This is a genomic window from Citrobacter sp. Cpa228 (genome assembly GCF_030333085.1).
In the GTDB taxonomy this organism is placed as follows: Bacteria; Pseudomonadota; Gammaproteobacteria; order Enterobacterales; family Enterobacteriaceae; genus Citrobacter; species Citrobacter pasteurii.
Genome location: NZ_JAOWGQ010000056.1, coordinates 112,789 through 137,472 on the forward strand (window position 1 = coordinate 112,789; position 24,684 = coordinate 137,472).

Below are 24,684 nucleotides of genomic sequence, written 5' to 3' on the forward strand. Positions count from 1 at the left end.
TATGCTACATAACCCAGAAAAAAAAGAACCGTTATCTCCTTCTAATGTAGATAAGCAAAAACATAACAGAGAGCAAATTGAGCTCGAGCAGAACCGTGCTGCTATTGCCCTTGCACAGGATGAAATCGTTAAACGTTATGGGAGCGCTAGTGCTGAATTTATTAAAGGCCATCGAGGTGTTGATAATGAAACAGGGCATCGCTTTACTAAAGGTCTTGCAGACGTCGCTGCACATAAGGTAAATCCTGATTACGCCACACAGAATATTAAACAACAAGCTGGCTTCTCTGCCGAAATTGCAACTACCAGTCGTGATAACGCAGAAGCAATTATAAATGGCGATACTGCACGAACGTGGCGTAGCGATGATTTACCTGAGTTTGGCCGTAACCATAACGTTGTTGATCGTGTGATGATTCAGGATGGTGTGATTGTAGAAGGGTCTCAGAGCCAGATGAAATTTGTAGGTGACCGCGACCAACTTTTTAAAGATATCACAAAAGATGACGGTAAATTTTCCCGCTATCGAGGAGTTAAGCTAGAACTCCCTTCTGAACAATACAAAGGAGCAGCAGAACACTGCCGTAAGAAAGCCTCTGAACTACGCGAGCAGGCGGGTAAGGTTGAGGCTTCAGGAAAACATGATATTGCAGATAAGCTCCGCCGGGAAGCAGATAATTACGAGCAACTGGCTGACAATGTGATTGATAGCGGTTTAACAACAGAACAAGCCATTTTTTACCGTGAGCATCCTAAGATAGCAACAGCAATGGATATTACGCGTACCAGTCACAGAGCAGGTATCGAAGGGGCTAAAACAGGAGCTGTTGTTGGCGGTGCGATATCATTGGTTATCAATATTTTTAATGTCGCTCAGGAGAAGAAAGCACTGGGTGAAGCAATTGAAGACATCACTTTTGACAGCGCGAAAGCAGCGGTGATGGGCTACGGTACTGCATTTGCAGGATCAGCGATAAAAGCAGGTTTGCAGCAATCAGAGAAGCAGGCATTACGGGCGATAGCCGGAACAACAGCCCCGGTTCTGGCGGTCAATATTTGCCTATCGCTTGGCATATCTATTAAGCGTTACATTAATAATGAAATTAATGAAGCTGAACTGCTTGATGAGATAGGTGAAAAAGGTTCCGGTATGCTTTCTAGCGGAATGATGGCGGCGCTAGGACAAATTGCGATTCCTGTTCCGGTTGTAGGGGCGGCAATTGGCGGTATGATTGGTTACACGCTCTCATCTATGTTTTATCAAAGTGCTCTTGAGGCCGCACGTGAGGTGACACTTTCACGTGAGCGCCTGGCGCATATTAGTGCTATTGAGAGTGAAGCTCGAGCACAAATCAAGCAGCAACAAACATTGCTTGATGAGTTTACTGCTCGGGAAATCCCACAACTTTGTAAAGACACCCAACATTTCTTTAACATTATTTCACGTGGAACCGATAATATTGACGATCTGGCCTTTGCTGTTAATGATTTTGCCACTTTACTCGGTGCACAATTACAGTTTCAGACTATGCCTGAATTCGAAGAATTCATGGATTCAGACAAACCATTAGTGTTGTAAACAGTGAGGGAACACCATGCTAATTAGAATGCTGCCTGATGAGAAAAAGGTCCTACTCGTGGAGCTTGCCAGGCTTATAACGTTATCTGACAACCAATTAATATGGAATGGAAAATCGAAGGATGAACTAACATCCGACTCTGATCTAAATAGTCTAACAATTCAGAAGAATTCGCTGGAAACAGAGTTACTGGAACAAATGGAACAGAGCTTTTCAGGTGGATTTTTCGGAGACGTATTAGATGGATTATATGGTCATTCTACTGAACATCAATTAATTGAGAAACTGAAAACCTATCCACTTTCTCAAATTGATGCGCCCGAGACTCGTATTCAGGCGGCGACCTCAGTATTAAAACTACTGCTTAATGTTCAAAAAGTTGATAATCCCGCAACAGCAAAAATCATCATTTTCCAGCTTTTTTTAGTTGCTCTGCGAGATGGCCATATTTCCAGCATTGAATGGAACCTATTGAAAGAGATCCAGTTACACTTCAAGATCCCTGATTTTATTTTTAAAGATCTCCTGGATCGTGCCGAAGCCTTGAACATTGAAATGAGTAAAATACTCGCTCTCGTACTTGAATGAAGGAGTTATGATATGCCTATCCCTATTATTATCGGAGCAGTGGCCGCTGCCGCTGGAATTTATGGTATTGCTAAAGGTGTTGGTGGTGCCAAAGATCACAGCAATGCAAAAAACATTAATGAAAGTGCTCAAAATATGGTTGACGATATTAGTTCGCAAATCGAGTCAGGCCGCGAGCTAACAAATAACGTTATTGAAGACTATGGACAGCGCAAGCTTCGTGCGTATAACGGCGTTATTAATGATTTCATTGTTAATTTTGGACGCCTCAAAAATGTTGAACTAGCTAACAGTGCTGAACTGGAAAAACTCAACGCGGGCGATTTTACCAGTACTACCTTGTCAGCGCTGAAACAGGATTACCAGATTCTGAAAGATGCCGGTTTGGGTATTGGAGCAGGCATGGGAAGCGGCGCAGCGCTAGCTTTTGGTGCCTACAACGGCACAATGCTACTGGCGACTGCAAGCACAGGAACGGCTATCTCCTCGCTATCAGGCGTCGCGGCAACTAACGCAACCCTGGCCTGGCTTGGGGGGGGGTCACTAGCCACAGGGGGTTTTGGTATGGCAGGGGGAATGATGGTGTTGGGGGGAATTGTTGCAGGCCCGGCACTGGCAATTTTCGGCCATATCATGGGAAATAAAGGTGAAGCAGCGTTGAACAATGCACGTAGCAACATGGAACAAGCGCAAACGATTTACGAAGAAGGCTTATTAATGGTAGGGAAACTCCAATCCATTGAAAAGGTAACAATACTCGCAAATAATGCATTCTCTCTGACGAGTGGCCTTCTTCGTAGCGCTGTTTATGATATGAAGAATGCGCTGGAAAGCTACGGTGAAAACTTCCCTGACTTCCCGCAGGAGTGCAAAGATGCCGTGTTCATGTCTGTTAAGTATGCCCAATTATTGAAAGCGATGATTGATACTCCGATCCTTGATCAAGAAGGAAACCTGGTACTTTCAACTGAACGAAGAATTATCAATATTACAGATGTTGCTGAAGGCAGAAAGGACAAACTGGACGATATCGACGCATAAGATAAAAACAGGCTCACGTATCATCGTGAGCCTTATAACGGGTGAAAGAAATGTCCTGCAACAGTGATCAATTACCATTCCCATGCATAAAGTGTGGTCTATGTTGTCAGCGCGTAAGTCTAGCAAAAGAAACGCTTTTTCTGGACAGAGGCGATGGTACGTGCCGCTATTATGACCCTGCAAGCAAGGGGTGTAGCATCTACAATGAGCGCCCCGATATATGTAGGGTTGATCTGCAATTTACGCTTCATTACACCCATCTCTACACATGGGAACATTTTGTTGAACTCAATCTAGTTGTGTGTCGCCAACTAATTGAGGCTGATGAAAGTGAGTGACAATGAAATTTTCCCGTCTAACCGAATCATTCACTTTTTAAAATCTTTCGACATACTGGCTATACCCTCCAGATGAGAGCGCTATGAGTATACGGTTCATTGGACACCACCATTTTGTACTAATTGCAACACCTCGCTCAATACCGTTACAGGCACTGGCTCCGCTACGCCATATTCGGTGTATGCCACCGTTCCCAGCGCGAACTACACGCCCGACAACTATACGGACACCGTCACTATCTCAGTGACCTACTGACGCGCCGCTAAAATGCAATCAAGAAAACACAAATAATTATCATATTGTTTACTTTTAGAGGTACATCATAAATCTGATAAATAGTCATTCTCATGCGCCATGCATATTAAATGCCTGAATCGCTACTTGATCGCAAAAATTCGCAAAACAAATAGATAATTATTCACTTACCACTTAATTCACATACTTTTCATATGGCTAACAGGCATCTGGAGGACAGGCCGTTTCTTAAAAAAAATGTTAAATTTAAGTTTATATGGTGATATCCACTGTATACCACGGCCAAATTAAGAACATATTACTTTTATAACTAAGGTTTATCATGGATAAGTTATCTTACGCTTCAGATAGCAGCACATCTGCCTGGAATACCTACCTGCAACAAATCGAGCGTGTGGCCCCTTACCTGGGCGAACTTTCCCATTGGGTGGATACCCTGCGCCACCCGAAACGCGCGCTGATTGTCGATATTCCGGTGCAGATGGATGACGGCACTATTCGCCATTTTGAAGGATATCGTGTACAGCACAACCTCTCCCGCGGCCCGGGAAAAGGCGGTGTGCGTTATCATCCTGATGTTGATCTTAATGAAGTGATGGCCCTTTCCGCCTGGATGACCATCAAATGTGCCGCACTGAACCTGCCGTACGGCGGAGCCAAAGGTGGTGTTCGCGTCGACCCATTCTCGCTGTCTGAAGGTGAACTGGAGCGTTTGACCCGCCGCTATACCAGCGAAATCGGCATTATCATCGGGCCGCAAAAAGATATTCCTGCGCCGGATGTCGGCACCAACGGCAAAGTGATGGCATGGATGATGGATACCTACTCCATGAACCACGGCACCACCGTAACCAGCGTGGTCACCGGTAAACCTATCCATCTTGGCGGTTCGTTGGGTCGTGATAAAGCAACGGGTCGTGGCGTGTTCGTCAGCGGTCTGGAAGTGGCTCGTCGTGCCAACATCGACGTTGAAGGCGCGCGCGTAGCGGTACAAGGCTTTGGTAATGTCGGCAGTGAGGCGGCTCGCCTGTTCGCCAGTGCTGGCGCACGCGTCGTTGCCATTCAGGATCATACTGCCACCCTGTTTAACACCACCGGGATCGACATGACCGCGTTGACCGCCTGGCAGTTGGAGCACAAACAGATTGCCGGTTTCCCGGGGGCAGAAACTATCGCCAGCGAAGCCTTCTGGAGCGTAGAGATGGATATCCTGATCCCTGCTGCACTGGAAGGACAGATTACCCGTCAGCGTGCAGAAATACTGACCTGCAAACTGGTGCTTGAGGGCGCTAACGGCCCAACTTACCCGGATGCCGATGATATGCTGGCAAGCCGCGGTATCATCGTGGTACCTGACGTCGTATGTAACGCAGGTGGCGTCACCGTCAGCTACTTCGAATGGGTTCAGGACATGGCCAGCTTCTTCTGGAGCGAAGAAGAGATCAACAATCGCATGGATAAAATCATGACCGATGCGATGGTTCATGTGTGGGAGAAAGCAGCGGAGAAATCCTGCTCATTGCGCACTGCTGCCTATATTGTGGCCTGCGAGCGTATCCTGCTGGCACGTAAAGACCGTGGTATTTATCCAGGATAATACGACTGCAGATACGTCAACGTTTTTGACCGACGATAAACGCCAGTCGTGAGTTACGCCAATAATGCGGCATTATGTGTGGCATTATTGGCGCGTAGTCGCCTGATTAATCCGCCCCGCTTTCTGCGTTTTACTTACCTAATATCTGCGTATTTTGTTAGCCAATAAACATTAAATCTCATCGCAGCAACCATAATTTGCGTTAAGAACCCATAGCAACGCATTATTGGCCGCAATGTCTACTACCAATATTACGCCCGCCATATATATTGACGAACTGATTAAAAATCCCGAATAATTGTCGAATTATGGCATTCTGGCTGCAGGGAAAGTTGCCTGACACTGTGCGATTAGATCGGGCCGGGAAAACTCAGCGAATAACCACGTGAGAATATAATGGTCGATCATTCATCTGCTTCTGAGCACAACGATTTTACTCGTTGCCTGTCTCTTTTCGACAGCGCATTTCCACAAATCTTATCCCTGCTGGGTATGCCAGCCCCCACGCAACTCTCGCCTGATACGTTTTATGATTCACTTGATCGAGCCCGGGAGAAATTGGGCAACTGGAACAGTGTAGCGGCCCGCTTTAACTATAACGAGCAGGAAATGGCGAGCTTTCTTGCGGCACTACGAACCTTGAACAAATGGCTCGGCAGAAATACGCATGGCCAGCCTGCCGACAGAAATCTGACCATTGCCGCGTTGCGTTTTTTGTGGCAGCTCGAATATTTGCGAGAAAAACAGCCTCAATTAACTTATTCAACGACGCTGCATAACGAAGGCGAAGAAAAGCAGTTACGTAGTTTGCAGCAGGTACGGGCATTAGAGCTAACCATTCGTAGTTTAATTAATGAAGCGTACAATAACCAACAAGCTCTACTTGAGCACCTAAACAAATTATTTGGTCCGGAACGTGTCAAAAAATGGCTTAACGTTGCCGATCGTGATGACGTATTGAGCGGTACCCTTTTCAGTGAACTCGCCTCACTGTTTATTGATAAAGACGAATATCCCATCCACTATTCTCCACTTTATCAATATACCCCGTTGCTCAGCTTTGTTAACGATAAACGTCGAACACTGAATACCTTTCTTGACGATATTCGCGTAATTCGCAACCGTCTGGCGCATCATAAGCGGGTCACCTCCGTCCAAACAACATTGGTGAATTACTATTACCGAGAAATTACTGAGCCGGTACAGGAGGCCTTCGATGAAGGCCGGGTAAAAGTTAACCCTGATCGCTTTTTTGATGACAGCAATGCTGAAGTTGCTCGCTATTTCGAACGGACCAGCCAAAAAATTGACGATCTCGGTGGCGACGTTCAGGGAATAAAAGATGATCTGGTGGCTCAGGCTCAGGATATTGACGTAATCAAAACGGGTACGAACATCATTCGCAAGCGAGTAGCCTGGGTGCTGGGCGGTATCGTTGTCCTTATTGTTGGCTCGGTACTGACTTTCGGCACCTCAACCAAGACGCTGGTGAATACGGAGTCCATCCGTAGCGATCTCGGGGAAGTGGGTAAAACGGTTGCCGGTGCGAAAAAAGAAACCAGTAACGATCCGCGTAAAGAACTGGCGAATATCGGCATTGCCTGGGATGAAAAAAATCTTCGCGCCGCTATCGACCGCGGTGATACCCAGGTTGTCAATCTGTTTCTTGCCGGAGGCATGCGCTGGAAACTGTATTATGCCGAAGCCGCATTACAGGAAGATCGCGAGGAAACGTTGAATGCCCTATTACAATCAGCATCGTTGATGGATGAAAAAAACGGTTGCCTCAGAATGGCCGGTAAATTACGTCAGCCAGCGAACCACAATGGCACGCTGACCCCCATACAGATTCGTTATTTAAAAACATTCTGTTCTTCTGCCAAGGATGTTCAGGGTATTAAAGCGGAACTGGATAGAGCGCTTAATTTTGAGAAAGCCCAGAAGAAAGCTTACGATGAAGAAATGGCCAAAAATGAACCTGCGGGTCGCTGTGAACGCCGTCTGATGGCCGATAATGCGCGTGACTTACTGGCTGACGCGGCGCAGTTTTCACTGCTAAGACCTACCACCTATTCACTCCACGATGTGTTATTGAAAGAACTGAATACGCGTCTGATGTTCGGCACACTCAACGGGGCAGAGTTAAAAAGTCTGGTTAAGAACTACTGCGTAAAACAAGAAAACCATGAACCCAATATTGCGATTGACGATAACTGGAGTCGCTCGCAACGGGTCATTTATAACGTCGTCAAATAATGAGCGATACAACAACGCATTCATCGGAAGAGAATTATATGTTCGCATTCAACAATGCATGGCCGCAGTTTACTTTCGAGTTCAATCCGTCGCAGCGTGATGCACCGGCTGGCAGCCTGCTGATCGGATTGGGCGACGGGAATGATACTGAAAGCCAAAAGGGTGTCGCGCTCAATAACAAAGGATACCGTGCAGGTCACTACAATTCGGTGAGTAAGCTGGTGGCAAATGCCGACGATCGTCAATGGACTATATGGCGCAGTAAACTCTCAAGTGTCCAGGGAATACAACGAATCGTTATCGAAGATTTCTCTCTGGATACCTGTTTTACGCTGTTGCTGTTTTTGAACCATCTTGATGCTGCTGGTTCGCTGTCGCTATCAACACACCCGTGGCTGGAATACGTCGCCGCATGGGAAAGCGGTATTTATCTGGACGGGGATGATACGACGCGTTCTGCCGCTTGTTTGTTATCCGCACTCGCGCATAGCAGCCTGTACGAGCAATCCATGGATGATACTGACGTTGTTCGCCGCAACATGCTGGCCTGCCTGCGTCTGTTGAGCGATATGATAATAGCCAACCCAGACCCCACCGCAGGCATTTTGCCCATGCACACGCAATGTTATGCAAGTGCGGTCGCAAGTCTGGCGTATGAGCAACAGATTTACCAACACGTTATCAAGCGTTCGGTGACCTGCCAGCTCCTGCTGGACCTCGGCACAGGCCGGCGGCAAACGGTGGTTGATGCGCTGTTTATCACCGAAACGCACCCTTCCGGGATGCTGAAAATTCTTGCGCGCTGCGATAAAGAACGCAGTTGGACGCACAATGGATTTGGGCTGCTGGCCATTTATCGCCCACGAGAAGTGGGCACGGGCAATGATATCGTTATTTCGCTCAACCCCATTCAGGGGACACGCCTTGATGCCCTGTGGTCCGCCCTGGAACAGCGTGAAGATGCGGCCTGGCAAGGGTTACGCCCGCACGATACTCCGCGTTTTCTCGAAAGCTATCGCCTGGCCGGAGGCGATAAATTAATCCCAGGAGCACCGAACCAACCCTGGTACGACGATCAAGGCAGAATGACGCTAATTGCGGCACCGAAGCAACTTGCGCCAGGAGAGCCCGGCTCGAAACTGACCTGGCAAAAAGACGTTTTGCCCGCAATCTGGGATAATTATTTTACCCGTTACCTTGATAACGCCATTGTGCCAATAGCTTTACCCGAACCTGATTGCCGCACAAAGGGTAAATGCATTCGTGTCTATCAGCATCGTATCCCGGAGGGAGGTGATATTACGATCGTCCCGCTGATGCGTATGATCGACACCCCCACCTTCCATGCCTGGCTGGCAGCACAGAGCGATAGCACGCGCGTCATCCGGAGTCCTGCGGATCTGCCCCCCGCCAGCGAGTACAGCAGCCAGTGGTACAGCAATATTCTGGTCGTCGCTCACCGTCATGGCGTCACATTCTTCTGTCGCGAAGAAGAGGATAAACATCTGGCGATACTGATTAAAGCGGCCAATTCAGTAGCGAATGTCAGCTATGAATATGAAAATTTTCTGGCGAACTCTGCCCAACAGATTGAACAGTGGCTCAAAGATCTGCTCGAATCGCAGCAAATGCACAACCGAAAGGGAAAAATTCGTCGTCTATCTGACTGGTCCGAAATGATGCTGGAAACCAAAGCCCGGGCGCTAAAAGCCATAAATAAAGGTGCTTTGGTCGGCAACGATGCCCTGCATAACCAGCTGAGTGACGATCTCTCGCGGCAGTGGGGATTGTCTGAGCAACGCCAGGAACTCATGGCGCAAATAGAGCAATTGGATCAGCTCATGCGCCAGGCAATTAGTCAGCGTCAGGAAAAACGCCAACGTATTTACGGCGCACTGTTTTCCGCTTTAGCTCTCGGCGCGGCGGCTAACCATATTTGGGAACCGATTAAAGAGATAAAAACAACAAACCTTTATGAATGGCAACTCATGCTATTCAAAGAGCAGCCAGCCCCGGCAATGGACAAATTACAGGCGATTGCTGCGGATGCCGCACGATATGAAGTCTATACCCTGGCTATTCTGCTAATTTTTGGTTTTATTGGTTTTATCTTGTTCTGGTTTTTCGATTTTAATGGCAAGGAAGAGTAAGGAATAACGTTTTATTCACGATGCCGTCAGCATAAACCTTGCCGCATCTCTCACTTCCGCTGTTTTATGCACCAATACGTTTCAATACGGAACATTACCAGATACTAATGTTCCGTATTGAAACGCCAATCACATCAATTTTCTTTTGACTACCCGTGTGCAAAATTACCTTATCGGCAGCGAGAGGTCGCCGTGGCGCTGTACAAACCGATACCCTACATCAGATGTCTGCCTGATATGTGCAGCCATCTCAGGACTGTCTGCGGAGCATAAACAATGAAAAAATTGATCAACCGTGTTGAAGACGTACTGAACGAACAACTCGCCGGGCTGGCAAAAGCCTATCCTTCTCTGGCACTGCATCAGGACCCGGTGTATGTCACTCGCGCGGATGCGCCAGTGATGGGCAAAGTGGCGCTGCTTTCCGGTGGTGGTAGCGGCCATGAGCCAATGCACTGCGGCTACATTGGTCAGGGTATGCTCTCCGGTGCCTGTCCGGGTGAAATTTTCACCTCGCCAACGCCGGATAAAATGTTTGAATGCGCCATGCAAATTGACGGCGGCGAAGGCGTACTGCTGGTAATCAAAAATTACACCGGCGACATTCTTAACTTCGAAACGGCAGCCGAGCTATTGCATGAAAGCGGCGTCAAAGTCACCACGATGGTCGTGGATGATGACGTGGCGGTGAAAGACAGTCTGTATACCGCCGGTCGTCGCGGTGTGGCAAATACTGTATTGATTGAAAAACTGGTCGGTGCGGCCGCAGAACGCGGTGACTCACTGGATGCCTGCGCGGCGTTGGGGCGCCAGTTGAACAATCAGGGTCATTCCATCGGGATTGCCATTGGTGCCTGCACCGTTCCGGCGGCCGGTCAACCGTCATTCACCCTGCAGGACAATGAAATGGAGTTCGGCGTCGGTATCCACGGCGAACCCGGCATTGACCGCCGTCCATTCTCTTCGCTTGATCAAACTGTGGATGAAATGTTTGATACCCTGCTGGAAAACGGCAATTACAGTCGTACGCTGCGTCACTGGGATCACCTTCAGGGCGCATGGCAGGAAGGAAAAGAAAGCAAACGCGCGCTACAAAGCGGCGATCGCGTTATTGCGCTGGTCAATAATCTCGGTGCGACACCGCTGTCTGAACTCTTCGGCGTGTATAACCGCCTTGAAAGCCGTTGCCAGGATGCCGGCATTATCATCGAACGTAACCTGATTGGCTCTTACTGCACCTCTCTGGACATGACCGGTTTCTCAATCACCCTGCTACAAGTGGATGACGAAACGCTGAGCTTATGGGATGCACCGGTTCACACCCCTGCACTCAACTGGGGTAAATAAGGAGATTCATGATGTCCCTCACCAGAACACAAATTGTTAACTGGCTCTATCGCTGCGGCGAAATATTCACCACCGAAAGCGATTTTCTTACCGGCCTTGACCGGGAAATCGGCGATGCCGACCACGGTCTGAATATGCACCGCGGCTTCAGTAAAGTGGTCGAAAAGCTCCCGTCCATTGCGGATAAAGACATCGGTTTTATTTTGAAAAATACCGGGATGGTACTGCTCTCAAGCGTCGGTGGTGCCAGTGGCCCGCTGTTCGGCACCTTTTTCATCCGCGCCGCGCAGGTCACTCAGGCCCATCAAAGCCTGACGGTTGACGAGTTGTATCAGATGATGCGTGATGGCGCGGAAGGTGTCATTAGTCGTGGTAAAGCCGAACCGGGTGACAAAACCATGTGCGACGTTTGGGTGCCTGTCGTCGAATCTTTGCGCCAGTCCAGCGAGCAAAAGCTGAGCGTACAGGCTGCTCTGGAGGCGGCAAGCGCCCAGGCAGAAGCCGCAGCGCAAAGCACCATCACGATGCAGGCGCGCAAAGGCCGCGCCAGCTACCTTGGTGAGCGCAGCATTGGGCATCAGGATCCCGGCGCAACGTCCGTTATGTTTATGATGCAAATGTTGGCTCAGGCTTCCAGAGAGTAAGGATAAAACGATGGTAAACCTGGTTATTGTGTCTCACAGCGCCCAACTGGGCGAAGGCGTCGGTGAGTTAGCCCGACAGATGTTAATGGGTGATGGTTGTAAACTCGCTATTGCCGCAGGCATTGACGATCCTGAGAACCCCATTGGCACCGACCCCATCAAAGTGATGGAGGCCATTGAGTCAGTGGCAGACACGGATCACGTGCTGGTGATGATGGATATTGGCAGCGCGCTACTGAGTGCGGAAACCGCGTTGGATCTACTCGATCCGGCGATCGCCGCCAAGGTGCGTCTGTGCGCTGCCCCGCTGGTTGAAGGTACGCTGGCGGCAACCGTCAGTGCTGCGGCGGGCGCTGATATCGATCGGGTCATCAATGATGCCATGAATGCCCTCGACGCCAAGCGTGAGCAACTGGGTTTACCTTCGTCGTCTGTCGCGAAGACAGCACCCGCTGAATTGTCACCCGACGCCGATGCCCGTTCGGTTGCCGTGACCGTAAAAAACCCCAACGGTATACATGTTCGCCCGGCATCGAGGCTGGTCTCCACATTGTCTGGCTTTAATGCCGACATGTGGCTGGAAAAAAACGGTAAGTGCGTCGTCCCTGACAGCCTGAATCAGATAGCACTGCTGCAGGTGCGCTGTAATGACACGCTGCGCCTGATTGCTAAAGGTGAACAGGCGGACGCGGCGCTGGCTGCGTTTAAACTGCTGGCGGCTGAGAATTTTGGCGAGTCCGTCGAAGAAGGACGCGCTGAAAGCATCGCAGTACCGGTGCCAGCGCTGGCAACGGGTACGGCCTTTTGCCATACGCCGTTCTCACCGGAAGTCACCCATCGACCCACCGCGGATGTGCAGGACGAGCAGCAGCGGCTAAAAGCGGCCATTCAACGCACACTCGACGATCTGAGTGATTTAACCGCGCTGGCAGAGGAGAAGTATTCCGCTGATATCGCCGCCATTTTCTCTGGTCATCACACGCTGCTCGACGATCCTGAGCTTTTCGATATGGCCTGTGATTTGATGCGCGAAGGACAGTGTAGCGCAGCATATGCCTGGCATAACGTACTGCGCGATCTGAGTCAGCAGTATCTGCAACTCGACGATCCTTATTTACAGGCGCGATACATTGATATTGAGGATTTGCTGTCCCGTACGCTGCAACATTTAACCGGCGAAAGTGCCCATATCCCCGCGTTTATTCGACCTACCATTCTGGTCGCCGATGTCATCTATCCGTCTACCGTGCTGCAACTCGACCCGCTCACGATCAAAGGGATCTGCCTGCGAGCCGGTAGCGAAGCCTCCCACTCGGCGATTATCGCCCGCGAGATGGGTTTGTGCTGGGTATGCCAACAAGGCGCAACCCTCGATGCTATCAAGATGGGTGACGCTCTGACTCTGGACGGTATAGCAAATCGGGTGATCCTCGCTGGCTGATACCCACAGCCCACCCTTTATCTGTAAAAGGTGGGCTATTTCACTCCCCCCGACAGGAAATGTCTGTTTAATCGCAAAATGGGGGGCCGATCACGCGCAACGGTCGATCCTGAACTAAGGTTTTCTCATGGTAAATGCCGCAACTTCGGCACGCCGCTAAGGAGATTAACCGATGATAACACCCGCAATTCGCCACCCTGGCCTGCTCTCTGTGGCGATAAAACTGACGCTCGCAAGCACCTTTTTTGCTCTGGCCTCTTTTACTGCGCACGCTGAGGATTCACCTGCCGCTACGCCTTCTCCTCCTGATATTCTGCTTGGCCCGCTGTTCAATGATGTACAGACAGCAAAGCTATTTCCCGATCAGAAAACCTTTGCCGACGCTGTGCCCAATAGCGATCCGCTAATGATCCTTGCCGATTATCGGATGCAGAAAAATCAGTCCGGCTTTGATTTACGCCATTTTGTGGAAGTGAATTTTACGTTGCCAAAAGAGGGTGAGAAATACGTGCCCCCGGCCGGACAATCACTCCGCGAGCATATTGACGGACTGTGGCCGGTACTCACTCGCTCAACAACCGATGTCGAAAAATGGGACTCTCTGCTGCCGCTACCAGAACCCTATGTCGTGCCGGGCGGGCGTTTTCGTGAAATTTATTACTGGGATAGCTATTTTACCATGCTGGGGCTTGCCGAGAGCAATCGCTGGGACAAGATCTCTGATATGGTAGCCAACTTCGCGTATGAGATTGATTCGTGGGGGCACATTCCTAACGGCAACCGAAGCTACTACCTGAGTCGTTCGCAGCCACCGTTCTTTGCCTTTATGGTTGAACTGCTAGCGCAGCATGACGGTAACGACGCGCTGAAAAAATACCTTCCACAGATGCAAAGAGAGTAAAGCTACTGGATGGAAGGAGGCGAAACACTTCAGCCCGGTCAACAGCATAAACGTGTGGTCAAACTGGCTGATGGCACCCTTTTAAACCGCTACTGGGATGACCGGGATACGCCAAGACCTGAATCCTGGGTTGAGGATATTGCCACCGCGAAAAGCAATCCGAACCGCCCTGCCACTGAAATTTATCGCGACCTGCGCTCAGCCGCTGCGTCCGGCTGGGACTTTAGTTCGCGCTGGATGGATAACCCTAATCAGCTAAGTACCCTGCGCACCACCAGCATCGTGCCTGTCGATCTCAATGCATTGTTATACAAGATGGAGAAAATGATCGCTCTCGCCAGCAAAGCCGCAGGTGACGATGCCAAAGCAGCACAGTACGAGGGCTTTGCCAATGCCCGCCAAAAAGGGATTGAAACCTGGTTGTGGAATGACAAAGAAGGCTGGTATGCCGACTATGATCTGAAGAGCCACAAAGTCCGTAATCAGTTAACTGCCGCCGCGCTGTTCCCCTTATTTGTGAATGCGGCGGCAAAAGATCGCGCCGGTAAGGTAGCCGCAGCTACTCAGGCGCATTTGTTGCAACCTGGCGGCCTTGCAACCACGTCGGTGAAAAGCGGCCAGCAGTGGGATGCGCCCAACGGCTGGGCACCGTTACAGTGGGTCGCCGCATCGGGATTACAGAACTATGGCCAAAATGATGTCGCCATGGATGTCACCTGGCGATTCCTCACCAATGTGCAGCACACTTACGATCGTGAGAAAAAACTGGTTGAGAAGTATGACGTGAGCAGTACCGGAACCGGCGGCGGCGGCGGCGAATACCCGCTACAGGATGGTTTCGGCTGGACCAACGGCGTAACGTTAAAAATGCTCGATCTGATATGCGCTAAAGATAACCCCTGCGACAACGTACCGGCAACGCGCCCCGCCCCCGCCAGTTACACGCCTTCCGAGGCCAAAAAGCAGACTCAACCGACGTCCTAATCTTCTTCTGGTGTCTTCAGCGTCCTCTAAATCCGCGCCTTGTCGCGGATTTTTTGGTGCCATATATCTCCATTTCAGGTGTATCCATGGCATCTAGCCCTTATGGGGTAGCCCCTGTTTTCATCCGTGTGAAATTGATTCTGAACATGTTTTTATTCGCTGTATATGTAAATATATAGCGATTTTATCACTGTTCAGGATCAACATAATGCCACTGACAAGAAGGATGTTCGCCCAACTCGTGGCATCTGCGCTGCTGTTACGCCATCTCCCTGCTTTGGCTCAAACCCCGCTGACCGTTACTGTGGGTTCACCGCCGTCACCCGAGGCAATCCAGCGCGTCGTCAGTGCCGGAGCACCTGCCGATATGCTATTGCTGGCTGTCGCACCGGAAAAACTGGTGGGATTTTCATCATTTGATTTTTCTCACCAGGCCGCAGTGCCATTCCATCATGACATTTTGGCGTTACCGAAATTGGGAAGAATGGCAGGACGCGCCAGCACCCTGCCACTGGAGGCCTTGTTAGCGCTGAAACCCGATCTGGTGGTGGACTGCGGCAATGCTGATGAAACCTGGCTTTCCCAAGCCCGACAGGTCAACGCGCAAACGCGCGTTCCGTGGCTGCTGATTAACGGCGAGCTCCGACAAACCCCGGCGCAACTGCAAGCTGCAGGGGCCGTGCTGGGTACGGCAACACGAGCCCTGGCGCAGGCCGCACTGGCCCGTCGATTTATTGATGACGCAGATGCGTTTTCGCACTCCCCCGCAGCAAAACTGCGCTTTTATGCCGCGCGCGGTGCCAGAGGACTGGAAACCGGTTTGCAGGGTTCACTGCATACCGAAGCACCAGAGTTACTGGGATTACACAATGTTGCGCAAATTCCGGGACGACATGGATTGACCCAGGTATCCATGGAAAATCTGTTGAGCTGGCAGCCCGATATTATTCTGGTTCAGGATGCAGTCACCGCACAGTACCTGCGAGAAGATCCCGTCTGGCAAGGAGTTAAAGCCGTTGCTGAGCAACGAATTCTGTTTCTCAGCGGACTGCCGTTTGGCTGGCTGGACGCTCCGCCGGGCATCAACCGGCTGCTGGGATTACGTCGCCTGCATGCCTGGCTTGACCCCAAAATTGAAACCCACTTTAAGACCGATATGCAGCGCTACGCAGAGTTGTTCTGGCACACTTCATTAAGCGATGCACAGTTTCAGCAGTTGGTGACACTCTGATGAGAATGACAACGCTGAGTGTCCTGATGATCGTAGCCATTGCCGTGTGTGTCATCGTCGCAACGGTTTCAGGTGCATACCGCCTGGATGTCCAGCAGGTGATGAACCTCATTGCTGGCCATCCAGACGTGCCACCCGAGGACAAAATCGTCTTCTGGCAGATTCGATTGCCGCGCATTCTGGCCGCATTGCTGCTGGGTGCGGCACTGGCGGGTGCAGGGACCACTTATCAGGGTATGTTCCGTAACCCACTGGTGTCGCCGGATATTCTCGGCGTGGCGGCCGGGGCGGGTTTAGGGGCCTGTACCGCCATCCTGCTGGGTTTACCGATCTTGTTTATTCAACTGTATGCATTTGTCGGCGGCCTGTTCGTGGTGGCGGGCGTGTGGCTCATCACCCAGCGGGTAAAACGCCACGATCCGGTACTCACCCTTGTACTGGTCGGCATTGCGCTGGGTACGCTGTGCGGCGCAGGGATTTCGCTCATTAAAACGCTGGCTGACCCGTATACCCAGCTACCGTCGATTACCTTCTGGCTACTCGGTGGTCTGTCGACCATCACCGCTCATGACCTGTGGTTGTCCGTACCGCCGATCGTGGCCGGTTTGGTACCGCTGTTGCTGCTACGCTGGCGTATGAATTTGCTCACCCTCTCGGATGATGAAGCCCGTTCTCTGGGCATCAACGTATCCCGGCTACGGCTCTGGCTGATTATCTGCGCCACGCTTATCACCGCCTGTACTGTGGCGATTGCCGGTATTATTGGCTGGATTGGGCTGGTGGTGCCACACATTGGCAGACTGCTTTGTGGGAACAACCACCAACGGCTACTGCCTGTTTCAATGGGGATCGGCGCTATTTTACTGCTGCTGACAGATACCCTTGCCCGCACCCTGAGCAGCACGGAAATCCCGCTGGGGATCCTGACCGCGTTTATTGGTGCCCCCTTCTTCCTGTTACTTCTGCTCCGGGGAGGCCGACAATGACGCTGCTGACCGTACAACATGCGTCTCTCGGCTACCATTCCCGACACCCTGTATTACGCGATGTCTCGTTTAGCGTCGCGCCAGGGTCAATTTGTTGCCTGATTGGCGCCAATGGCAGCGGGAAAACCACCCTGATGCGTACCATTCTTGGCGTTCTTCAACCGCTTGCTGGCCAGATTACGCTTGATGGTATTGCGGTGAATCATCTCAGCGACCGTGAACGCGCCGCCGCCATCGCCTGGGTTCCTCAGGCACATGACGGTGCGTTTGCCTTCACGGCTCTGGACATGGTGATGATGGGACTGGCCCCGCAAATGGCGGCATTTGCCGTTCCCGGCGTCAAAGAACGCGACATCGCCCTTGAACAACTGGACGTGTTGGCAATCCCACATCTCGCGCTCCGGCGCTGGAACACTCTCAGCGGTGGCGAACGTCAACTGGTGTTAATTGCCCGTGCGCTGGCACAACGTCCACGTCTTTTACTGCTGGATGAACCTGCTTCCAGCCTCGATTTTGGTCACCAGATTCGTCTGCTCGACACCCTGGTCACGCTAAAAAATTCTGGCATGGCGCTGCTGATGTCGACCCACCATCCGTTGCATGCGCGCGCCATTGCCGACAGCGTGGTGCGCGTCGAGCCAGACGGTCTGGTGTCACAGGGGGAGCCTGAACACCAACTGGCTGCTGAACGTCTGGCCACGCTGTATCGGGTCACGCCCTCACAAATAGCCCATCACCTCTTTGGCTCACACGATTAAGGAATCACGATGCTCATTGACGACATTGATTTTGCTGACCTCTACCGCAAACAGTTACTTCTGGCGAAGCGAACCGAGAAAAAACCAGAACACTGGGACAAACGCGCGGAAAAAATGGCAGAGAATTGCGCCTCATTAACCGACAGCTACCTGCTCCAGTTATTGAGCAAGATTGACCTGAAAGGTGCTGAATCACTGTTTGATATGGGTTGCGGCCCCGGAACGGTTGCGCTGGCGCTGGCCAAAAAAATGCCAATTGTTTACGGCGTAGACTACAGCCAGGGAATGCTGAGCGTTGCCGCTCGCCGTGCCGGGCAGATGGGCGTGCGCCACGTGCAGTGGGTGCAGCGCGCATGGGAAGCGCACTGGGACGACTTGCCTCAATGTGATATTGCCGTTGCCTCACGTTCGACGCTGGTTGCCGATATGCGCCAGGCCATGACCAAACTGAATAATCAGGCACGGTTACGGGTTTACACCACCCATCTCGCCAGTTCCTCATTTGTATCGCCCACGATTCAGCGCGCGTTAGGGCGCGAGGTGATTGAGCTTCCCAACTATATCTATGCACTGAATGTTTTGTATCAGATGGGCATTCACGCACATGTTGATTTTATCCGTGGACCAAACTGTCAGCAGGACAACAGCACCTGGACACATTTTCTGGAGAACGTACGCTGGAGCATGGGGGAACTGAGCACAGACGAAATTGAGCGTCTGGATCACTGGTATCATCAACAGGCCCCCCGCACCATTGCGCCCGCCAGTCGCGACTGGGCGCTTATCTGGTGGGACAGCGTACCGCGGGAGGCGCTGCAATGATCTACTTCTCACAGGCGCAAGTCGATGCGCTGCTGCTGGAGGATATTCAGGGCGGCGATTTAACAACCCGCGCGTTAGGTATCGGCGCACAGCCAGGAAATATGGGTTTTTATCACCGCCTGGGCGGGTGTGTAAGCGGAACCACTGTTGCCAGACAAATGCTGACATCACTGGGTTTGACCGTTACCGACCTTGTGCCCGATGGCGAACGGGCGCGTACCGGACAGTTACTTCTACGCGCGCACGGTAACGCGGCGGCACTACACCAGGGCTGGAAAGCGGTACAGAACGTGCTGGAGTGGAGTTGCGGTGTCTCACGCTATCTCGACGATATGCTAAGCATCCTGCGTCAGCGCTATCCTGATGGCCAGATTGCCTGCACCCGCAAAACTATCCCTGGCACCCGTATGCTGGCTACCCAGGCGATCCTTGCTGCCGGAGGCATTATCCACCGGGGCGGGTGCGCCGAAACCGTTCTGCTGTTTGCGAATCATCGCCGCTTTCTTGCCGATCCGAAAGACTGGGCCGCGGCAATCGCGCAACTACGCGCCCATGCGCCAGAAAAAAAGATTGTGGTCGAAGCAGATACCCCCAATGAGGCACTGGACGCGCTACATGCTGCCCCTGATGTACTGCAACTCGATAAGTTTACCCCCGAGCAGGCAGCAGACATCGCTCGCCTGGCACCTTCTCTGGCTCCCCATTGCACGCTGGCGCTGACTGGCGGCATTACCCTCGCCTCACTGGCGAGTTATCTCGACTGTGGCATCAGACTCTTTATCACCTCCGCGCCTTACTACGCCCCACCGGCGGATATCAAAGTTAGCCTGAGCCCGGACGCACGTGGCATATAACATTTATAAATGGACTATAAATAATGAATTTCAACAAAAGTTGTCTTTACACAGCCCTGTCGTTTGCTTTCGCGCAAGGTGCTTTTGCTGGGCAGGAAAGCGAAACCATGACCGTCTGGTCTAGTCCGGCCTCCGCCGCCACCACTACGGTTCTCGGCCAGGAAACGATGCAGCAACTGGATAAACAAAACGTGGCACAGGCGCTAAGCGTCGTTCCCGGCGTCGTGCTGCAAAAATCCGGTAACCGTAATGAGCAACAAGTGAAGGTCCGCGGTTTTGACAGCCGTCAGGTCCCGGTCTTTTTCGACGGTGTTCCGGTGTACATCCCCTACGATGGCAACCTTGATTTAGGTCGTTTTCTGACGTCCGATATCGCTTCTGTCGAGGTCTCTAAAGGCTACTCATCCTTGCTACAGGGGCCGAACCAGATGGGTGGCGCTATCAACATCACGACCAAAAAGCCCACCAAGCCGATTGAGGGCTCTCTGGGCTATCGTCAGGGCTGGAGCCGTAGCAAAGACAATGCCCATGATATGCACGCGTCGTTCGGTGCCAGCAACGATCTCGGATATATCCAGCTCAGTGGTAGCCAGCTAAAACAGGATTTCCTCGGATTACCTCATGGTGTTGATAACCCGGTAGCGGGCAGTAATGGCAAGATGATTAACTCATCAGCCGATGATAAACGCGGCATCGTGAAACTGGGATTCACGCCGCGCGGCGATGATGAGTATGTTCTGACCTACATTAATCAGGACGGCGAAAAAGATAACCCGCCATATGCCGGAACCAGCAGCCAGAAATCACGTTATTGGCAATGGCCGCAGTATGATAAAGAAAGTTATTACTATCAGGGCACCACGCATTTGGGCGATCGCTTTACATTGAAAAGCCGTCTGTATCGCGACACCTTTGAAAATACACTGATGATGTACAATTCCCTTGCCGATCTGAAAAATAAGAAAGGCAGCTACAGCCATTATTCTGACTATAGCGACGGTGCAGGTTTGCAGCTTTCCGCTGATATGCGGGAAAACGACCTGCTCTCTTTCGCCGTGAACTGGAAAGACGATGTTCATCGCGAAAAAGGGGCTCCGAATGCCGCTTATGACCGCTACGAAGATCGCACCTGGTCTGTCGCCAGTGAATATCAGTGGGCGGCTGCGGATAATGTCGATGTGGTGGCGGGTATCAGCTACGACTGGCGTGACAGCGTAGAGGGGATGAAGCACGAGAAAAACGGTAGCGTTACCCATTATGATGACAACGACCAGTCCGCCTTTAACTGGCAGGTAATGACCAAATATCACTTTGAAAATTCTGACACATTAGCGCTGTCCTACTCTGACAGAACGCGCTTCCCCACACTGAAAGAGCGCTACACCACGTCAAAACCGGCTTATAACCAGATAGCGCTGGTCAACCCGCAGCTAAAACCGGAACGCGCCCGCAGCGTCGATCTCACGTGGAGCGGTTCGTTCACCCAGAACTGGGGATTCGAAGCCAGCGTGTATTACAACCGCATTACCGATGCGATTCTGTCGCACAATATTGATGCCGACACGATTCAGAACCAAAACAGTGGTCGGGTGGATTACACCGGCCTGGATGCAGGCGTCAAAGGTAAGGTCTTTGACATGTTGGATGTGGGGCTGAGCTACGGTCTTATCCATGCTGACGTTAAACGCAGCGACATTGGTAAAATTACCGATCTGCCGACACAAACTCTCACCGCCTGGATGACGCTGAAACCGTGGGATCCACTCAGCATTACACTATCCGAAGAAGCCCGCTCTTCAAGCTATAGCAATTCTGATGGCTCACAAAAAGCGGCCGGGTTCGCCATTACCCACCTTCGTGCAGATTACACCATCGGACATGGCTTTAGCGTTAACGCTTCGGTCAACAACCTGTTTGATACACAGTACGTCTACAGCGAAGGATTTATTGAGGAGGGGCGTAATTACTGGGCGGGGATTGAATACCAGTTCTGACTAAACTACGCAGAGAAACGGCCCCCGCAGGGGCCGTTCGATTAATCTCGTCGTACCAGTCGGAAAACCCCCAGTACCACAATCGCGCCGACCACGGCCACCAGGAAGCTGTGGAGATTAAACCCACTGACATCGCCGCCGATACCAAACATCGTTGCCAGCCACCCACCGACCACAGCACCGACAATACCGAGAATGCAGGTCAGAATAAATCCGCCGCCATCACGCCCCGGCATAATCAGCTTGGCGATAACCCCCGCAATCAGACCAAAAATAACCCAGGCAATAATTCCCATTTTCAGGCCCTCTTTCCAGTGAACGCATACGCAAGACATTCCTGCGCCAGCACGTTAAGTATAGGCAAACCATCGCTACCTGCTGTTTGCACTCAGACTTAATTCATTGGCTGGGGTAAAAAATTTCATCCATTTGTATTAAGTTCCGTCTCGCGATGCCGATAACCCAACGATAAGCCAGGTATCCAGGAGTCATTAGGTGTGAGTAACTACAATGAGCAGTTCCTGAAGCAAAACCCGCTCGCAGTATTAGGGGTACTCCGGGACTTAAATTCACAACAGGTTCCACTGCGTATCTCCTGGTCAGGAGGTCAGTTCATCAGCAAAATTCTTGCTGTCAGCCCGGACGAATTGATCATGGATTTTGGCAGTCAGGAATATGAAAACCAGGCCGTGCAACGCGCCAGCCAGATCTCAATTATCGCCGAAACGCAGGGTGCCAAGGTGGAGTTTACCCTCCCGCAACTGACAAAAGGCGAGTACCAACGATTGCCAGCCTTTGTCTCATCGTTGCCACCTTCGCTGTGGTTTGTCCAGCGCCGGGAATACTTTCGCATCGGTGCGCCGCTGCACCCACCCTATCACTGCAAGGCGAAGATGCCGGACAACAGTCTCCTGCATTTTCGCTTATTCGATTTGTCTCTTGGCGGCATGGGCGCGCTATTAGAAGGAGCAGCACCGGAGGGGCTGGTCGAAGGTATGCGCTTCTCGCAGGTTGAACTGAATATGGAACAATGGGGCGTGTACCACGTTGATGCCCAACTCATCTCGATTACCGAGCGAAAAGTGATCGACGGGAAAAATGAGACCATCACCACTCCCCGCCTGAGCTTTCGTTTTCTCAACGTCGGCCCGGCGGTGGAGCGGAATTTACAGCGGATTATTTTTTCACTTGAGCGCGAGGCTCGGGAAAAATCGAATAAAGTGCGCGAGTAATATCACGCGCGTTACATCGCATCCAGCGCTCGCTGAAGTTTCCAGATATAACGTGGAGCCTGCGGCGCAGGATGGTTATCGACAACATGCTCAAAAAACTCATCCGCACTCAGATCGTTGATTTTGCTGATGGCTTTTTTCCTGTCAGAGGAGAACGTCCGCAGCAGCGCCCCGGCACCGTTCGCGTATGACACCACCAGCGCATATTGCATCACCTGTGGGTCTTCAATTCCCGCCAGCGGGCCGGTTTCAAGAATGCTCAGATACGCCGCCCCCATGGAGATATTGCGCTCTGGATTTTTCAGCTCACTGGTCGACGGCTCACCGCTCCATCCCATGCGACGATAAACATCCCGCCCGGAGGTGGAGGCTTTAAGCTGCATCAGACCGATGGCATTAGATTTACTGACTGCATTGGGGTTACCCCCTGATTCAATAGCGATAATCGCCGTAATCAATTGTGGGCTAACGCCCCAGGCGGCACCGGCTTTTTCACTGATAGGCATCCATTGCATCGCGCGTTTAACCGGAACTTCTGCATTCCATGGCGGATTTTTGTAATCCTGTTTTGAACTACAGCCCGCAAGTATTACAACCAAAAAAGCAAACCATCTCAATTTCACGTCATCTATCCTTATAGCCGGAACCTGTCGCTGAGGTGACAACGACATACCTACGCGGCATGATATACATTTGGTTTTAGTTGTAGCAAGGAAATGCCATGTCCCGGTTTCACTTAATTGCCCCGTCGGGCTACTGTATCAACCAGCAGGCAGCATTACGTGGGCTTGCGCGTCTTACTGAGGCCGGTCATCAGGTCGATAATACTGCCGTCATTTCTCGCCGTTGTCAGCGTTTTGCCGGTACCGAAGCCGAGCGTCTGGCGGATGTGAACTCACTCGTTGAGCTAAAAACGCCTGATACTATTGTGATGGCGGTACGCGGCGGCTACGGCGCAAGCCGTTTGCTGGCAGACATTGACTGGCAGGCGTTGGCGGCCCGTCAGCAACAAAACCCGTTGCTGCTGTGTGGACACAGCGATTTTACGGCCATTCAGTGTGGTCTGCTGGCGCAGGGTAATGTGATTAGTTTCAGCGGCCCGATGCTGGCGGCTAACTTCGGTGCCGGGGAAATGAACGCCTTTACCGAGCACCATTTTTGGCAGGCTTTGCGCAATGCCGAATTTACCCTCGACTGGCAAGGGCATGGCCCGGATTGCGCTACCGAAGGCACGCTGTGGGGCGGAAATCTGGCAATGCTCATTTCGCTGATGGGGACGCCGTGGATGCCCGCCATTGAGAACGGTATTCTGGTGCTGGAAGACATCAACGAGCACCCGTTTCGCATCGAGCGCATGCTGCTGCAACTTTATCATGCTGGGATCCTCGCCCGCCAGAACGCCATCATTCTCGGCAGTTTTAGCGGTAGTGCGCCTAATGACTATGATGCCGGTTACAGTCTTGATTCAGTCTGTGCGTTTTTGCGTGCCAAATTATCCGTTCCACTGTTAAGCGGTCTCGATTTTGGCCATGAACAACGCACCGTCACCTTACCTTTAGGGGCCCAGGCCGTGCTGAAAAATGATAAAAACGGCAGTCAACTCACAATCTCCGGTCATCCGGTGCTTAAATTGTAAAAAAAGCCTGTCTCAGGGCTAAGTAAAACGCTGTTTCTGTCGTTATTA

Annotated in this window: 20 protein-coding genes and 2 pseudogenes; 20 read left to right on the forward strand and 2 right to left on the reverse strand. The window is 51.5% G+C overall.

The annotated features are described in order from the left end of the window. Nucleotide 1 precedes the first annotated feature (1 nt). The 18 genes and pseudogenes from OGX91_RS22370 to OGX91_RS22450 all read left to right on the forward strand — a co-directional run bounded on the left by OGX91_RS22370 (nt 2) and on the right by OGX91_RS22450 (nt 21,768). Nucleotides 2-1,579 (forward strand): hypothetical protein, encoded by a 1,578-nt coding sequence (locus OGX91_RS22370; protein ID WP_005122312.1) that lies wholly within the window; start codon nt 2-4, stop codon nt 1,577-1,579. A gap of 16 nt (nt 1,580-1,595) precedes the next feature. Next, entirely contained in the window at nt 1,596-2,168 is a 573-nt protein-coding gene (locus tag OGX91_RS22375) for a hypothetical protein (protein WP_286627330.1), read from the forward strand. Between the two features lie 12 nt (nt 2,169-2,180). Beyond that, nucleotides 2,181-3,209: a hypothetical protein gene (locus OGX91_RS22380; protein ID WP_005122305.1), complete on the forward strand. Its 1,029-nt coding sequence runs from the start codon at nt 2,181-2,183 to the stop codon at nt 3,207-3,209. Between the two features lie 50 nt (nt 3,210-3,259). Next, nucleotides 3,260-3,547 carry a YkgJ family cysteine cluster protein gene (locus OGX91_RS22385; protein WP_072041497.1) on the forward strand — a complete coding sequence of 96 codons (288 nt, stop codon included), beginning with the start codon at nt 3,260-3,262 and terminating at the stop codon, nt 3,545-3,547. 127 nt (nt 3,548-3,674) lie between these two features. Then, nucleotides 3,675-3,803 (forward strand): annotated as a pseudogene (locus OGX91_RS24120) (spore coat protein U); the annotation flags it as partial. A 322-nt stretch (nt 3,804-4,125) separates the two neighbouring features. Further along, nucleotides 4,126-5,400 (forward strand): Glu/Leu/Phe/Val family dehydrogenase, encoded by a 1,275-nt coding sequence (locus tag OGX91_RS22390; RefSeq protein ID WP_005122303.1) that lies wholly within the window; start codon nt 4,126-4,128, stop codon nt 5,398-5,400. 396 nt (nt 5,401-5,796) lie between these two features. Then, nucleotides 5,797-7,656 carry an STY4199 family HEPN domain-containing protein gene (locus OGX91_RS22395; protein ID WP_286627331.1) on the forward strand — a complete coding sequence of 620 codons (1,860 nt, stop codon included), beginning with the start codon at nt 5,797-5,799 and terminating at the stop codon, nt 7,654-7,656. A gap of 38 nt (nt 7,657-7,694) precedes the next feature. After that, nucleotides 7,695-9,806, forward strand: coding sequence for a hypothetical protein (locus OGX91_RS22400; protein WP_286627332.1), 2,112 nt, complete (start codon nt 7,695-7,697; stop codon nt 9,804-9,806). A 276-nt stretch (nt 9,807-10,082) separates the two neighbouring features. Next, the gene (gene dhaK, locus OGX91_RS22405) at nt 10,083-11,153 is read left to right on the forward strand and encodes a dihydroxyacetone kinase subunit DhaK (RefSeq protein ID WP_005122294.1); all 1,071 of its coding nucleotides are present in this window, start codon (nt 10,083-10,085) and stop codon (nt 11,151-11,153) included. Between the two features lie 11 nt (nt 11,154-11,164). Next, nucleotides 11,165-11,797 (forward strand): dihydroxyacetone kinase subunit DhaL, encoded by a 633-nt coding sequence (gene dhaL, locus OGX91_RS22410; protein WP_005122292.1) that lies wholly within the window; start codon nt 11,165-11,167, stop codon nt 11,795-11,797. Between the two features lie 10 nt (nt 11,798-11,807). After that, nucleotides 11,808-13,238 carry a dihydroxyacetone kinase phosphoryl donor subunit DhaM gene (gene dhaM, locus OGX91_RS22415; RefSeq protein ID WP_286627333.1) on the forward strand — a complete coding sequence of 477 codons (1,431 nt, stop codon included), beginning with the start codon at nt 11,808-11,810 and terminating at the stop codon, nt 13,236-13,238. Between the two features lie 172 nt (nt 13,239-13,410). After that, nucleotides 13,411-15,123 (forward strand): annotated as a pseudogene (locus OGX91_RS22420) (alpha,alpha-trehalase). 208 nt (nt 15,124-15,331) lie between these two features. After that, a complete protein-coding gene (locus tag OGX91_RS22425) occupies nt 15,332-16,354 on the forward strand; it encodes an ABC transporter substrate-binding protein (protein WP_040232317.1) in 1,023 nt (340 codons plus the stop codon). A 5-nt stretch (nt 16,355-16,359) separates the two neighbouring features. Next, nucleotides 16,360-17,340, forward strand: coding sequence for a FecCD family ABC transporter permease (locus OGX91_RS22430; RefSeq protein ID WP_370552094.1), 981 nt, complete (start codon nt 16,360-16,362; stop codon nt 17,338-17,340). Next, nucleotides 17,337-18,098 carry an ABC transporter ATP-binding protein gene (locus tag OGX91_RS22435; RefSeq protein WP_149692023.1) on the forward strand — a complete coding sequence of 254 codons (762 nt, stop codon included), beginning with the start codon at nt 17,337-17,339 and terminating at the stop codon, nt 18,096-18,098. The genes OGX91_RS22430 and OGX91_RS22435 overlap by 4 nt, the downstream gene beginning before the upstream one ends. Nucleotides 18,099-18,107: 9 nt before the next feature. Then, nucleotides 18,108-18,920 (forward strand): class I SAM-dependent methyltransferase, encoded by an 813-nt coding sequence (locus tag OGX91_RS22440; protein ID WP_286627334.1) that lies wholly within the window; start codon nt 18,108-18,110, stop codon nt 18,918-18,920. Then, nucleotides 18,917-19,774: a ModD protein gene (modD, locus tag OGX91_RS22445; protein ID WP_149692024.1), complete on the forward strand. Its 858-nt coding sequence runs from the start codon at nt 18,917-18,919 to the stop codon at nt 19,772-19,774. The genes OGX91_RS22440 and modD overlap by 4 nt, the downstream gene beginning before the upstream one ends. A 23-nt stretch (nt 19,775-19,797) precedes the next feature. Then, nucleotides 19,798-21,768, forward strand: coding sequence for a TonB-dependent receptor plug domain-containing protein (locus tag OGX91_RS22450; protein ID WP_286627335.1), 1,971 nt, complete (start codon nt 19,798-19,800; stop codon nt 21,766-21,768). 41 nt (nt 21,769-21,809) lie between these two features. Here the strand turns inward: OGX91_RS22450 and OGX91_RS22455 are convergent, their stop codons facing one another. Continuing rightward, the gene (locus OGX91_RS22455; protein ID WP_005122268.1) at nt 21,810-22,064 is read right to left on the reverse strand and encodes a GlsB/YeaQ/YmgE family stress response membrane protein; all 255 of its coding nucleotides are present in this window, start codon (nt 22,062-22,064) and stop codon (nt 21,810-21,812) included. A 201-nt stretch (nt 22,065-22,265) separates the two neighbouring features. On the opposite strand from OGX91_RS22455, the gene ycgR reads away from it, so the two are divergent. Further along, nucleotides 22,266-23,000 carry a flagellar brake protein YcgR gene (gene ycgR / locus OGX91_RS22460; RefSeq protein WP_005122265.1) on the forward strand — a complete coding sequence of 245 codons (735 nt, stop codon included), beginning with the start codon at nt 22,266-22,268 and terminating at the stop codon, nt 22,998-23,000. 11 nt (nt 23,001-23,011) lie between these two features. Here ycgR and emtA read toward each other — a convergent pair whose 3' ends face one another. Then, complete coding sequence (gene emtA / locus OGX91_RS22465) at nt 23,012-23,623, reverse strand: membrane-bound lytic murein transglycosylase EmtA (protein WP_040232326.1); 612 nt, start codon at nt 23,621-23,623, stop codon at nt 23,012-23,014. Between the two features lie 98 nt (nt 23,624-23,721). Between emtA and ldcA the strand changes: the two genes are divergently transcribed. Next, nucleotides 23,722-24,636 carry a muramoyltetrapeptide carboxypeptidase gene (gene ldcA, locus OGX91_RS22470; protein ID WP_005122260.1) on the forward strand — a complete coding sequence of 305 codons (915 nt, stop codon included), beginning with the start codon at nt 23,722-23,724 and terminating at the stop codon, nt 24,634-24,636. Nucleotides 24,637-24,684: the final 48 nt, after the last annotated feature.

What these genes read in the sequence shown, in the direction of transcription:
- OGX91_RS22435 (WP_149692023.1), top strand. Translation starts at nt 17,337, where the DNA reads ATGACGCTGCTGACCGTACAACATGCGTCTCTCGGCTACCATTCCCGA.
- dhaL (WP_005122292.1), top strand. Translation starts at nt 11,165, where the DNA reads ATGTCCCTCACCAGAACACAAATTGTTAACTGGCTCTATCGCTGCGGC.
- OGX91_RS22425 (WP_040232317.1), top strand. Translation starts at nt 15,332, where the DNA reads ATGCCACTGACAAGAAGGATGTTCGCCCAACTCGTGGCATCTGCGCTG.
- OGX91_RS22400 (WP_286627332.1), top strand. Translation starts at nt 7,695, where the DNA reads ATGTTCGCATTCAACAATGCATGGCCGCAGTTTACTTTCGAGTTCAAT.
- OGX91_RS22430 (WP_370552094.1), top strand. Translation starts at nt 16,360, where the DNA reads ATGACAACGCTGAGTGTCCTGATGATCGTAGCCATTGCCGTGTGTGTC.
- OGX91_RS22380 (WP_005122305.1), top strand. Translation starts at nt 2,181, where the DNA reads ATGCCTATCCCTATTATTATCGGAGCAGTGGCCGCTGCCGCTGGAATT.
- dhaM (WP_286627333.1), top strand. Translation starts at nt 11,808, where the DNA reads ATGGTAAACCTGGTTATTGTGTCTCACAGCGCCCAACTGGGCGAAGGC.
- modD (WP_149692024.1), top strand. Translation starts at nt 18,917, where the DNA reads ATGATCTACTTCTCACAGGCGCAAGTCGATGCGCTGCTGCTGGAGGAT.
- OGX91_RS22455 (WP_005122268.1), bottom strand. Translation starts at nt 22,064, where the DNA reads ATGGGAATTATTGCCTGGGTTATTTTTGGTCTGATTGCGGGGGTTATC.
- OGX91_RS22440 (WP_286627334.1), top strand. Translation starts at nt 18,108, where the DNA reads ATGCTCATTGACGACATTGATTTTGCTGACCTCTACCGCAAACAGTTA.
- OGX91_RS22385 (WP_072041497.1), top strand. Translation starts at nt 3,260, where the DNA reads ATGTCCTGCAACAGTGATCAATTACCATTCCCATGCATAAAGTGTGGT.
- ldcA (WP_005122260.1), top strand. Translation starts at nt 23,722, where the DNA reads ATGTCCCGGTTTCACTTAATTGCCCCGTCGGGCTACTGTATCAACCAG.
- OGX91_RS22370 (WP_005122312.1), top strand. Translation starts at nt 2, where the DNA reads ATGCTACATAACCCAGAAAAAAAAGAACCGTTATCTCCTTCTAATGTA.
- OGX91_RS22450 (WP_286627335.1), top strand. Translation starts at nt 19,798, where the DNA reads ATGAATTTCAACAAAAGTTGTCTTTACACAGCCCTGTCGTTTGCTTTC.
- dhaK (WP_005122294.1), top strand. Translation starts at nt 10,083, where the DNA reads ATGAAAAAATTGATCAACCGTGTTGAAGACGTACTGAACGAACAACTC.
- OGX91_RS22395 (WP_286627331.1), top strand. Translation starts at nt 5,797, where the DNA reads ATGGTCGATCATTCATCTGCTTCTGAGCACAACGATTTTACTCGTTGC.
- OGX91_RS22390 (WP_005122303.1), top strand. Translation starts at nt 4,126, where the DNA reads ATGGATAAGTTATCTTACGCTTCAGATAGCAGCACATCTGCCTGGAAT.
- OGX91_RS22375 (WP_286627330.1), top strand. Translation starts at nt 1,596, where the DNA reads ATGCTAATTAGAATGCTGCCTGATGAGAAAAAGGTCCTACTCGTGGAG.